The following is a 12,021-nucleotide window of genomic DNA, read 5'->3' on the forward strand; positions in this document are numbered from 1 at the left end:
AATCAGATATATTGAGATCAGCAGCAAAATTACTTACGCCTTTTCCATAGCATTTTAATATTTTCGAAACTATATCCCACCACAACTCTTAAATTCACCATCAATAACATTGTGAAAAACACAACCACAAACATCACTAAACTTCGTGGAAAAAATTTCTGATCTAAAACAGATTTATAAGTATTCAATGCTAAATATAAAATGATCAAAAGTGTGTAAAACAACAGTTGAAAGTAGATTTTGTATCTTGGCTTTTTCTCAACAATTTCCATCAAATATACAGACAAAGCCAATGCAGAAAATGCGGTAAAAACGAAAAAGCTGAGTACCCATAAAATGCTAAAGCTTTTGATATGGCCGATTGCCCATAAGGATAGATTAGCAACACAGCCACATAGTATAAATGCTGTTTTAGGACGTTCTATGAGTTTATAAATCAAATCATTCATTCTCTGTGCTTATACTCTTCTTTTGTTCTTTTACCAAAGGCTCACGATAAAATGCTAAACCATTTGTGCAATATCAATAAATGCCTGTGTAATTGGACTCATCTGTTTTTTATTCTTCACTGCCAGACTAATAGACCGCTTGATATTGGGTGATAAAGGTAATTTTTGAACATTGGGAAACAGCGTCATCAACTCTTTATTCAAGGCCATATCTGCGACAATTGAAACACCAGCACCATTGTTCACCATATTAATAATGGTCAAAATTTGAGAAAAATAACATTTAATTTTTGGACTCAGATTGGCTTTTCTAAACATCTCTGTCACATGGTTTTGACTGCCTGCTGAGGTCATTAAAAAAGGATGTTCTACCAATTCATCCAATCGAACTGCACTTTGTTGTGATCGTGCATAGGATTTGGGAATAAGTGCTACAAAAATATCCTCAATCACAGGAAAAGTATCAAAACGTTCTTCAGGTAAAACCACAAATCCAACATCAATAGTACGGTCATGAATCCATTGAGCAATATCTTTGTCCGTTCCTTCTTTAATAAACACTTCAATATTTGGATATTTTAAACTAAATTTTTCTAGAATTAAGGGAATCAATACATTAGAAGATGAAGCACCGAAAGATCCAATTCTTAAAGTGCCAGAATGAAATCCTTGTATATCGGAGATTTCTTGTTTTAGCACATTAGAAATATTCAAAATTTCTTTCACATGCACTAAAAGCCGTATACCCGATTCAGTTAGCTCAACTTCATTATGATTGCGATAAAACAATGTGACTGACCAATCTTGTTCTAAGCCTTTAATTGCATGAGAAATCGCAGATTGAGAAATTTGCAAACGCTGCGCTGTGACAGTAAAGCTTTTCTGTTCAGCCAACATGGCAAAAATAGTCAGTTGAGTAAATGTCATCGCCACTCTATCCATGAGTAAAAACTCATTTTACCATGAATAGGCATAAGTCATATTCTTGATTAAAGTTTACTTGGGTTTAGCTTACAGATGAAAAAATCAGTGGGTAGGACTTGGTCGAATTAGGTTCTGCATAGAGCGTTCAGCATGCTACAAATGATTACTATTCTTTTCCCATCCATTGCCCTGATTGGTTTAGGTTTTTATCTGTTCCAGTCACGTATACTGGATGAAAAATTCTGGAATGGCGCAGAAAAGCTCAATTACTATATTTTATTTCCAGCCTTATTGTTTAGTTCTCTTGCAAATGCAGATATGAATATGGGGCATCTCAACAGCATTCTTACGGTCATTTTTTTCATTATGGCCATGATCATTGCTGGCGTTTATCTGTTTGCAAAGTTAAACCGCACACCTATTGCCCAAATCGGTGTATATGTTCAAAGCTTGATTCGTTTTAATACCTATCTCGGACTCTCGATTGCCACAACACTCAATAATGCTGAAATCAAAAGTATCTTGGTAAATATCCTTGCTATAGCAATTCCCTTGGTTAATGTTATTTCGATCCTTTCATTGACAGATAACGATCAACTGAACATTAAAAATATATTCTGGTCTTTAATCAAAAATCCACTGATCAGTTCTAGTATATTGGGAATTACATTTAATGTTTTAAACATCCTTATTTGGTCTGGCTTTGCAAATCTGTTAAATGCTTTTTCAAGTAGTAGTCTGATGTTGGGCTTATTATGTGTAGGAACAGCAATTCAGTTTTCGACCCTCAAAGTTTATCTGAAAAAGTCTTTGCTTATTAGCCTACTCAGATTATTGCTGATCCCGTTTATTGCCTTTATCTGTTTGCAGTTTTTTGAGCTCAGTCATGCCGCGGTGATTGCTATCATGATTTTCTTTTCTATCCCAACCGCATCTTCCGCCTATATCTTAACCAAACTATTAAACGGCGATCATCAATTAATGGCGGCAAGCATCAGCATGCAAACACTTTTATCCGTATTTACTTTGGCACTGATCCTTGCGCTATTACAGCATTATTATGTTTAATCCTCTATATTTACGATTAGCGTTTCTTCATCAAATATTTTGATGATTCGATGTAGTTTGGCTTTCTGTAGAATAGCTTTGCTGCATGGCTAGCTGCAGCACAGCGCAACTCGATTCTTTCATGCTAGCATCTAAATCATAGAATCAGAATTTAAAAGCGTATCAATCAATATTTAGCCAAGTCCATCTCAACAAAATGAAGATGATCAACGCCCCAAAACATTTCATTGCCAATAAACCATGTCGGTGCACCAAAAACACCACGCCCAATGGCTTCTTCTGTGGTATTTTTTAGTTGGGCTTTAACTTGTTCATCTGAAAGCCAAGTTTGAACCTGCTCTATACTAAAACCCAATGATTGAAATAAGCTAATAAGTTCATTGATATCATTTAAATTACGCGGATGCCCAAACATTGCATCAAATAAAGCGTTTAACACTGTTAAGAATTTTTCAGCTTGATAAAGCTGAACCGCTGTAATCACCCGCATCAGATTTAAAGTATTAATAGGAAAATAGGGATTCATTTGTATTGGAATATTCCAGAGTTTTGACCAGCGCCCCATATCAATCATCGAATAGCTGGCTTTTGCTGGCACAGCCATTGGACTACTGTTCCCTGTGGCTTTAAAAATACCACCAAGCAAGACCGGCTTCCAAATCACTTGCGCTTGATTTTGTTTTGCAATTTTTTGAATCTGATAAAAGCCTAAATAACTATATGGACTACCCAAATCAAAATAAAATTCTACCTGTTTCATTCAGTGTTATTCCTTAACTGTACTGATCATGTTTTTATCGTACTACTGTAAAAATGATTCTATAAGAAGCTTAAATCATCCAGACGTACTCTCGCTATACAAAGATAAAGCCACCTGCTTATACAACATGACTTATAGCAACTCGCAACCATTAATTAACTTACTAATATAAAGTGACTTACCATTTTTCCATCCAAGGACGTAAATCTAGCTCATGTGTCCATGCATCACGTGGTTGCTGGGCAAGATGCCAATAATTTTCAGCAATATGTTCAGGATTTAAAATACCATCTTGGTCTTTTTTCTCATAAAGATCAGGAAAACTATTTTTAATAAAATCTGTATCAATTGCACCATCAACTACCACATGAGCCACATGAATATTCTGCGGACCAAGTTCTCGCGCCATACTCTGTGCCAAAGCTCTAAGTGCATGCTTTGCCCCTGCAAATGCTGAAAAATAAGCAGCACCACGCAGACCAGCAGTCGCACCAGTAAAGATCAATGTCCCGCGTTGTCGGCTTACCATTCGTTTCGCCACTTCACGACCAGTTAAAAAGGCGGAGAAACACGCCATTTCCCATATTTTAAAATATTTACGCGCGGTTTCTTCAAGTATGCTACATGGAACATTGGCACCGATATTAAAAACCAATACCTCTATTTCGCCAATGTTGCTTTCAATTTCTTCGATCAATTGTATAACTTGCTGTTCTTTTCGAGCATCTGATGCAAAACCATATGCTGTACCGCCTGCCTGTTCAATTTCATCAATCAGCGGTTGTAACTTGTCAGCATTGCGACGAGTCATACAACTAATATATCCCCCTTTGGCAAAACGTTTCGCAATCGCACCACCTGTTGCATCACCAGCTCCAATAATCAATGCAACTTTCTGATTTGATGTTGTTATTTCATCTTGCATATCATGCTTCCCTTTTTGCATAACGATCGTTATTATAACGATTACTATGTTATAGTTTAACTAGAGCGTCAAGAAAAAATTTGATCGAGGAAAATATGCGATACAAATCTGGCTATAAAGAAGAAAAAAGAAAAGAGCTGTTAAAAATCAGTGGACAGCTTGCCAAAAAAGATGGTTTTGCTACAACTGGTGTAGATGGCTTTATGAAAGCTGCTGGCGTAACCAGTGGTGCATTCTATTCACATTTTTCTTCCAAGCAGGATTTGTTTAAAGCATTGGTTGAAAACGAACTCAAAAATAGCATTCAGATGTGGCAAAACAACCCTCATAATCAGGCTGAGTTATGGATTGAATTTGAACTCAATCGTTACTTAACCCTCTTGCATGTTGAACATCCGGATTATGGTTGTGTATTGCCAACACTCGCCACTGAAGTTGCGCGCGCTGATCAGGAGATTAAACAACGCTATCAACAAGAATTACAGCGCGGTCATGCCCTATTTGCTCAACGTCTCGGAAGTGAAGAAAAAGCTTGGGGCGTCTTGTGTCAACTGGTCGGCGCTATACTCATAGCGCGAAGTATCTCTGATGATTCGGTTAAATTGACCATTTTGGAATCAAGCAAACACTGTATTTATTCCATGTTGCAAATCGCAGCATAAATTTAGTTTTCAAGCCAATACAATCTAGTATAAATTAGCGATATTCTCGTTAAATCATTATAAAACCATGACTTCCTCCACACACGCTTTGCCGAAGACAATCTATGCCATTCAACATTTAGCTTTTGAGGATTTAGGTATTCTTGAAGACACTTTTTATGATTTGGGCTATCGCATACGTTATTTTGAAGCAGGTATGGATGATTTAAAACAAGCATTTGAATTTGAAGGTCTAGTCATCATTTTAGGTGGTCCAATTGGTGTTTATGAAACAGAAGATTATCCTTTTTTAAATGATGAAATCGCTTATCTTAAACAACGTTTGGCCAAGAATTTACCCACTATTGGCATTTGCTTAGGTGCACAATTGATTGCACATGCTTTAGGTGCAAAAGTGTATGCAGGCCATCAAAAAGAGATTGGTTGGAGTCAATTGAAGCTAAATCTAGCTCAAAATAATCCCTTATTACCGCTTGTTAATACCGAAGTTTTACATTGGCATGGTGATACCTTTGACTTACCTGTACAGGCTGAATTACTTGCCAGTTCAGCAATTTATACAAATCAGGCGTTTAGAGTTGGACAAAATATCTTGGCGTTACAATTCCATGTCGAAGTTGCGGCAGACGATATGGAAAAATGGCTGATTGGACATACGTGTGAATTACGCAAAACTGGATTAAATATTCCTCATTTACGAGCTGAAAATGAAAAATATGCAGCAAATCTTGAATTAAAATCACCACTGGTTTTAGAGCATTTTATCAAACACTTAAATGTATAATCTATTTATCTATATCAGCATGAAATAGACTTTTCTGTTTCGTGCTTTTTATAACGTATTTACTCTTCACCCATTAATACGGCGTTGCTCGAAATGTAATATCAATACTGCATTGCCTATATTTAACTGATTATTATATTTAACTGACCATAGCATTTACATTAAAAAGATATTCTTTATTCTCACACAAAATTATTTAATCAAACTTAAAATTTTACACTAAATCATACCTGATCATTATGTTTGAGCTACAGGATTATACAGAGTAGATACATTAAAGCTTGCTGATTTATTTATACTGCATACTTTAAAACCAAGACTTTGTTTGCAATGAATAAAATATATATTGGCGCTTCTGTGCTCATGACTACACTTCTTTCTGCCTGCTCTACCCCTGAAGTAAATAATCAAAATGCTAAACCGCTTGGCATGGCCAATCCTGCAAGTGTATATTGTCAAAAAATGGGAGGAGAGTCTCAGATTAAAAAAGATGCTTTAGGAAATGAAGTAGGATATTGTAAGCTTCCAAATGGAACAGTGGTTGATGAATGGAAGTTGTTTAGAAGTGCACAAGGCGATGAGCAAGCTGCTACTAAATAATTTTGAATAATCGCTGCGGAATATAAACAATAGACAAGCCTTCTGGAATGACTGATTTTCTATTGGCATAAATTTCAGACTCATTACTGTATATTCACTACGGTAATGAGTTGTTCCATCATTGTCATCGTTAAAATAAATTAGATCTAAATATGCATTAAATATAAACAGTATTGTATTTATTTTGGGAATATTGAATAGATGAAAACCTACCAATCTAAACAGGAACTGATTGTTGCAATCAATAATTCATTAAAGCAATATTTAACAGAATTTGAAGAAATATCCGAAGACTTAAAAGATCATAAAGTTGCGACTGTAGATAAAACCCCTGCCCAAAACTTAGCCTATCAATTGGGATGGGTAAATTTATTATTAGAATGGGAAAGTAAAGAACTTGCAGGTTTCCCCGTTTCAATGCCAAAAGAAGGCTATAAATGGAATAACTTAGCCAGTCTATATCAAAATTTTTATCAAACTTATGCCCAGCATTCATTAAAAGAAAATACTCAGTTATTGTCTAAACGGGTCAAAGCAGTCACAGACTGGATTGAAAATCTAACAGATGAAGAACTATTTGAAATAAATCAACGTAAATGGGCAACCACACCTGCCAACTGGCCACTGTATAAATGGATTCATATCAACACTGTCGCCCCTTTTACCAATTTTAGAGTTCAAATCAGAAAATGGAAGAAACTTAGCATAAATACTGAACCAACTAAAAAGCCTTAACAGGTTATTTTTTTCAGATCTAAGTATTGAGTAATGGTGTTATTTAATTCATCCAAATAATACTGTTTGGGTTTTTCTTGTCCCATAGATTTGTCTAATTTCATTAAAGCAGGCAGGTATTCTTTTTTATAGACACGCTCATATTCACCACATAATAATGCTCTATTTACCTCATTACTGGTATTTTCATTATCCAATTGCTCATGCATGACTTCAATTTGTTTTTTTTGCTGCATCAATACCAAACTATGTGGATTTGGTGTAATACAGCCTGTAAGCATAAGCAACAATACCATTGTTATTTTTTTCATAAATCCACCCCATTATTCTTAGATTAAACTGAGCATAAACTATTTTTATCCCCCGCTCAATTTGTCGATAACAATTAAAATTTGAGTTTTGCTAAAGTACGTATTAAAATCTTGATTAAGTAACAAAATCAAGATTTGATATAAAACATATCGAATCTGATTCACTCAAAGTGCAGAGCGTTAAAATTCAATCACTCGTAGTTTTATTGATTATCAGCCATCAAGGTGTAAAGAATTTAATCCATGTCCCCTAGAAATAAGCCAAACAGAAAACAATTTTTATCCTCTGCTTGGTCAACAGATCAAGATTGCTTTCTCATTGAAAACAACCATTTAACTGTTGATCAATTGGTTGAAATACTGCCCTACCAACATGATGAAATTATCGCAAGAAAAAGACAACTTGGACTGCTTAGAAGAGATTTTTACATGAAAAAACTACATGACTTGTAAGCAAAATTACAATATCCCCGCATCGAGCGCGACATAATGAATATATATATTAAATACTTAAATATAGGGCTATGTCATGAACAACAAGTTTAAAATATTAACGCTCGTCGGTGGAATAGCATTACTGAGTGTTGCGGCATTTGCTTATGCAGGAAATGAGAAGATTCAAACCGTTAAAAATGTAGATTTAAAGAGGTATCTGGGTACTTGGCATGAAATTGCACGCAAGCCAATGTATTTTCAAAAGAAATGCGATTATAACGTTACTGCTGATTATTCCTTAAATGAAAATGGCTCAATCAAAGTGGATAATCGTTGTTACGATAAAAATGGCAAGCTTCAACAATCAATTGGCGAAGCATCTGTACAAAACGCGCCTACAAACTCCAAATTAAAAGTGAGTTTTTTACCAAAAGCACTTCGTTGGTTACCTGTAGGGCGTGGTGATTATTGGATTTTAAAGCTGGATGAAAACTATCAAGTTGCATTGATCGGTACACCCAATAAGAAATATTTATGGTTACTCAGTCGATCTCAACAGCTTGATCCAGCCACGACTGAAGAATATTTAAATTATGCTAAAAGCTTAGGATATGATTTAAGTGATTTAATTGAAACCAAACAAAAATAAATGCATACAAGCCCTCTTTTTGAGGGCTTGTTGAATCTGGCTCATTTTATACGATTGCACTACAAACCCTTCTGATCAATATTATCTACGAAATGAGACACAACTGATGAGTAAGCCGACAACCATCAATGCTCCAGCACAAATAAAGGTAAGTTGCATCCCATCAATGATTGCTAAAGCCGTTGCCTGAGTGAGCTGATTTGTGCCAACACCAAATGAAAAAATAGCTCCCATCACTGAAGCCCCGATAATTAAGCCCATATTACGAGATAAGCTAAGAAGTCCTGATACCATCCCTTGTCGAGCTTTGGGAACATCCGCCAAGGTCATGGTATTGTTGGCTGCCTGAAACAGCTGATAACCCGAAGTCAAAATAATGATCGGCATAATATAGCCACTTATACCCATCAATTTCGGTAAGATAGCGAGCATCGAGCTACCGAAAATCAGAAAAATTAACCCTGTAATGACGATATAGCGACTGCCCCAACGATCGACAAGTCGACCCGATGGAATCCCACTTAAGATAGCAACCACTGGCCCAATCCCCATAATCAAACCCACTTGTATTTGATCCAAGTTTAGACCAAGACTGAGATAAAAAGGTCCAATGACAAGTGTGGTCATCATAACAGCAGCAACCAACAAATTAACCATGAGGTTTAGTGTTATGTTCTGGTCTGTTTGCAAAGAAGTTAGTGCAGGAATTTGTTTTTTAATGTAATCATTAGGCAGCAGTACCCTAGCCAGAATAATCGCGATACCCGCAAGTATAAACTGTAATCCAAAAATGCTTTGCCAACCGCTCACGACAAGCAGAAACCCGCCCAACACTGGTCCAAGTGCTGTACCTAAAGCAGATATTGTTCCAAGCATTCCCATTGCTCTTCCCAACTGTGATTTACTGACGGTCTGACGTGTAAGTGCCATTGCAAGTGTCATTAAGAATGCCGCACCTATTCCTTGAAATGATCGTGCAGCAACCAATATCCATAAGCTGGGTGCAACACTACATAGCAGTGAAGCCAAACTGAATATAAGCAGTCCAACGATCAGCATAGACTTACATCCATATCGATCACCTAAGCGTCCAGCAATCACAACCGTGATCGTCAACGAGATCAGATATCCAATTACAACAGCCTGTACTTGAATAAATGGCAGTAAAAAAACCTCAGCTAGTGTGGGTAATGCGATATTAGCAATACTTGTTCCCAGCGATGCCAATAGCATGGATAACCCCAAAGTGATAGTGATTCCAGTTTGGGTCTTGTTTGTCATTGTTAATGATTCTGTCTGCTCTGTCATGTTGCGCTCTTGTCAGCAGTGGTGTTTAAGCACATACTACTAATTCAAGTTGACTTGAGGTCAAGTATGAAATTTCTTGATATTGGTGAAGTTTCAGCAAAAAGTGGAATTAAACCTTCAGCACTACGCTATTACGAAGAAATCGGTTTGATTTTCTCAATTTCTCGGCATGGATTACGTAGACAATTCTCTTCTGAAGTTCTGTTACGACTCACTTTGATTTCAATGGGAAAATCAGCAGGCTTTTCACTTAAAGAAATCGCAGCAATGTTCGATAGTCGTGGTGCACTTGATCTTTCCCCAAGTGTTATTCACCAAAAAGCTGATGAGATTGATCTTCAAATTCATAAATTGATCGCACTCCGTGACATACTTCGCCACGTAGGTGACTGCCCTGCACCATCGCATTTGCAATGCCCTAGTTTTAAGCGACTAGTTGAAAAGGCTGCTCATAAATAAAAGACTTTTTAAAAAGGTTGTTAGGCGTATTTGCTGAATAGCTAAATTAGATTGTAGAACAATAATTAAAATTAGCACGCAATGACATTGAACAGTCAAATGGCTTTCTCTAATATGATAAAACAAGCTTAAATTTTGATGACTTTTATACGTTTGTAGCCTGATCTACGAATATAAATTGTATCTGTTGAAATCGGTATTTTTGATTTATGGATCAAAGCAAATCTAGTGATTCTGGTGTTTTTCTCTGGTTAACATATCACACCCTAAATAAAATGAATTTGGACGCAAATCGGATATTTTCACAAATAAGATTATCTGAACAACCACCTGACAAAACCATTCGGCGAGATAATTCGACCCAACAACGCTTTTGGGAAATAGCTGAAGAAATCAGTGCTGATCAGGATATCGGACTTCATGTAGGTGAACATTTTCCGATTTTTAGAGGCGAAATATTAGAATACATTTTTATGAGTAGTCCTACATTTGGGGACGGCTTACAAAGAGCGTTGCGTTATCAGAAAATTTTTACCGATGCTTTTGTGGCTCATTTACACATTGAAAATCAAAATGCAATGATCACGAATCTTCAGCACCCAGTTCGTCATTATCTAGAATGTGCCATAAGCGTTATGCTTAATTTTTTAAACTATATCAGTAACAATCATTTTTATCCCAAAGAAATATGGTTGCCTTACCAAGAAGGCGCGAGTTTAGATGAATATCAACGTATCTGGAAATGCCCGACTCGTTTAGGTATGCAATACGGCTGTATAATTTTTGATGCGGAAATATTGAGTTTAGCTTCAGCATCGGCTGAACCAATGCTATTAAAAATACATGAGCATGTCGCTAAACAGCAGATAAAAGTTGTCGATAAATATTATTTGATTAATGATATAGAAAACTTACTCAGCTCTGGTTTATTAGAATCAGGGCAATTAGATCTAAAATTAATTGCCCAACATTTAGGGCTACAGCCCCGAAAACTTCGTGCAGATCTTAAAGAAGTTAACACGACTTTTGAAAAAGTTTTGGCAACTTATCGTGAAAAAATGGCAAAAAAGCTGTTGATGAATCCCAATATAAGCATAGATCAAGTTGTATATTTACTTGGTTTTTCTGAGCCTTCCGCCTTTTCACGTGCCTTTAAACGTTGGACAAATGAAACGCCATCCCATTATCGCCAGCGCAAGCAAAAATAAGTTTTCACTATAACTTGATTCTAATGACATTTAACGAGTTAGCTTTTCGGTCAAAAGAAATGAGCTGTTTTTTTCTACACTGATGGTTATTTCTTAATTGAAAAGGATCAGAGATGTTAGGTTTTCCAATTGGCCTTTTAGTTGCGAATGGATTTGAATGGTATGCACATAAGGTATGGTTGCATGAGTTTCCAAGTAAACACCGTAATAGCCCTTTCTTCACACATATAGCACATCATAAACGTGCCAGAACAGATCTGTTTCATGATGAAGGATATCGTGAATCTATGTTTAAAAATGCAGAAATTTATAATGAAAAAACCGCATTGTTAGGTTTAGCCGCGGTTTCAACTGTATTTTTACCCATTGCACCATTTTTTACTGCCGGCTTATATTATGGGATTTGGAATTATTGGCGTGTACATGCAAAATCTCATCTAGACCCTGAATATGCGCGTAAACGAATCCCTTGGCACTATGATCATCATATGGCAAGTAATCAAAATGCCAATTGGTGTGTTACACGTCCGTGGTTTGATTATATTATGGGAACACGTGTTTTTACTGAACTTTCGATTAAAGAAAGCAATCCCCTAGGAATAAAACTACCTCAAAATTTTGAAATAATCCTAAACAAGACATCACAGAAAATATTTGCAAAATCATATCTTAAAATTACCTCTAAGAGTGCATTGGATATAAAAAGTACTCGTCAAGGCATCTCATTAGAACTGTAAATTTTAA

At 36.2% G+C, this 12,021-nt stretch carries 16 protein-coding genes; 10 read left to right on the forward strand and 6 right to left on the reverse strand.

From position 1 onward, the window contains the following. Nucleotides 1–29: 29 nt before the first annotated feature. Together ACZ5QH_RS13135 and ACZ5QH_RS13140 are read right to left on the reverse strand one after the other, a co-directional pair. On the reverse strand, nt 30–449 hold the full coding sequence (locus ACZ5QH_RS13135) for a hypothetical protein (RefSeq protein WP_303577722.1): 420 nt from the start codon (nt 447–449) through the stop codon (nt 30–32). Nucleotides 450–503: 54 nt separating this feature from the next. Continuing rightward, on the reverse strand, nt 504–1,376 hold the full coding sequence (locus ACZ5QH_RS13140) for a LysR family transcriptional regulator (protein ID WP_303577746.1): 873 nt from the start codon (nt 1,374–1,376) through the stop codon (nt 504–506). A gap of 147 nt (nt 1,377–1,523) precedes the next feature. Here ACZ5QH_RS13140 and ACZ5QH_RS13145 point away from each other — a divergent pair, with 147 nt between their 5' ends. Continuing rightward, a complete protein-coding gene (locus ACZ5QH_RS13145) occupies nt 1,524–2,441 on the forward strand; it encodes an AEC family transporter (protein ID WP_303577723.1) in 918 nt (305 codons plus the stop codon). 166 nt (nt 2,442–2,607) lie between these two features. Here the strand turns inward: ACZ5QH_RS13145 and ACZ5QH_RS13150 are convergent, their stop codons facing one another. Together ACZ5QH_RS13150 and ACZ5QH_RS13155 are read right to left on the reverse strand one after the other, a co-directional pair. Beyond that, complete coding sequence (locus ACZ5QH_RS13150) at nt 2,608–3,201, reverse strand: 2-hydroxychromene-2-carboxylate isomerase (RefSeq protein ID WP_303577724.1); 594 nt, start codon at nt 3,199–3,201, stop codon at nt 2,608–2,610. Between the two features lie 178 nt (nt 3,202–3,379). Then, entirely contained in the window at nt 3,380–4,126 is a 747-nt protein-coding gene (locus ACZ5QH_RS13155) for an SDR family oxidoreductase (RefSeq protein WP_096734377.1), read from the reverse strand. Nucleotides 4,127–4,221: 95 nt separating this feature from the next. Between ACZ5QH_RS13155 and ACZ5QH_RS13160 the strand changes: the two genes are divergently transcribed. The 4 genes from ACZ5QH_RS13160 to ACZ5QH_RS13175 all read left to right on the forward strand — a co-directional run bounded on the left by ACZ5QH_RS13160 (nt 4,222) and on the right by ACZ5QH_RS13175 (nt 6,907). Beyond that, nucleotides 4,222–4,788, forward strand: coding sequence for a TetR/AcrR family transcriptional regulator (locus tag ACZ5QH_RS13160; RefSeq protein ID WP_303577725.1), 567 nt, complete (start codon nt 4,222–4,224; stop codon nt 4,786–4,788). A 67-nt stretch (nt 4,789–4,855) separates the two neighbouring features. After that, complete coding sequence (locus ACZ5QH_RS13165; protein WP_303577726.1) at nt 4,856–5,572, forward strand: glutamine amidotransferase; 717 nt, start codon at nt 4,856–4,858, stop codon at nt 5,570–5,572. Between the two features lie 363 nt (nt 5,573–5,935). Further along, nucleotides 5,936–6,172, forward strand: a complete 237-nt coding sequence (locus tag ACZ5QH_RS13170) for a putative hemolysin (RefSeq protein WP_245349895.1) — start codon at nt 5,936–5,938, stop codon at nt 6,170–6,172. Nucleotides 6,173–6,373: 201 nt separating this feature from the next. Next, entirely contained in the window at nt 6,374–6,907 is a 534-nt protein-coding gene (locus tag ACZ5QH_RS13175) for a ClbS/DfsB family four-helix bundle protein (RefSeq protein ID WP_303577727.1), read from the forward strand. On the opposite strand, the gene ACZ5QH_RS13180 is transcribed toward ACZ5QH_RS13175, so the two are convergent. After that, nucleotides 6,904–7,218: a hypothetical protein gene (locus ACZ5QH_RS13180; RefSeq protein WP_303577728.1), complete on the reverse strand. Its 315-nt coding sequence runs from the start codon at nt 7,216–7,218 to the stop codon at nt 6,904–6,906. The genes ACZ5QH_RS13175 and ACZ5QH_RS13180 overlap by 4 nt on opposite strands. A gap of 243 nt (nt 7,219–7,461) precedes the next feature. Between ACZ5QH_RS13180 and ACZ5QH_RS13185 the strand changes: the two genes are divergently transcribed. Beyond that, a complete protein-coding gene (locus ACZ5QH_RS13185) occupies nt 7,462–7,671 on the forward strand; it encodes an acyl-CoA thioesterase (RefSeq protein WP_303577729.1) in 210 nt (69 codons plus the stop codon). 76 nt (nt 7,672–7,747) lie between these two features. Continuing rightward, a complete protein-coding gene (locus ACZ5QH_RS13190) occupies nt 7,748–8,302 on the forward strand; it encodes a lipocalin family protein (protein ID WP_096734383.1) in 555 nt (184 codons plus the stop codon). An 81-nt stretch (nt 8,303–8,383) separates the two neighbouring features. On the opposite strand, the gene ACZ5QH_RS13195 is transcribed toward ACZ5QH_RS13190, so the two are convergent. Then, entirely contained in the window at nt 8,384–9,610 is a 1,227-nt protein-coding gene (locus ACZ5QH_RS13195) for an MFS transporter (protein WP_303577730.1), read from the reverse strand. A gap of 66 nt (nt 9,611–9,676) precedes the next feature. On the opposite strand from ACZ5QH_RS13195, the gene ACZ5QH_RS13200 reads away from it, so the two are divergent. From ACZ5QH_RS13200 to ACZ5QH_RS13210, 3 genes are all read left to right on the forward strand, one after another. Continuing rightward, complete coding sequence (locus ACZ5QH_RS13200; RefSeq protein ID WP_239045428.1) at nt 9,677–10,069, forward strand: helix-turn-helix domain-containing protein; 393 nt, start codon at nt 9,677–9,679, stop codon at nt 10,067–10,069. Between the two features lie 209 nt (nt 10,070–10,278). Beyond that, entirely contained in the window at nt 10,279–11,277 is a 999-nt protein-coding gene (locus ACZ5QH_RS13205; protein WP_303577731.1) for an AraC family transcriptional regulator, read from the forward strand. Nucleotides 11,278–11,390: 113 nt separating this feature from the next. Continuing rightward, the gene (locus ACZ5QH_RS13210) at nt 11,391–12,014 is read left to right on the forward strand and encodes a sterol desaturase family protein (protein ID WP_303577732.1); all 624 of its coding nucleotides are present in this window, start codon (nt 11,391–11,393) and stop codon (nt 12,012–12,014) included. The last annotated feature ends 7 nt before the right edge of the window (nt 12,015–12,021 follow it).

This window comes from Acinetobacter sp. Ac8, from assembly GCF_055392545.1.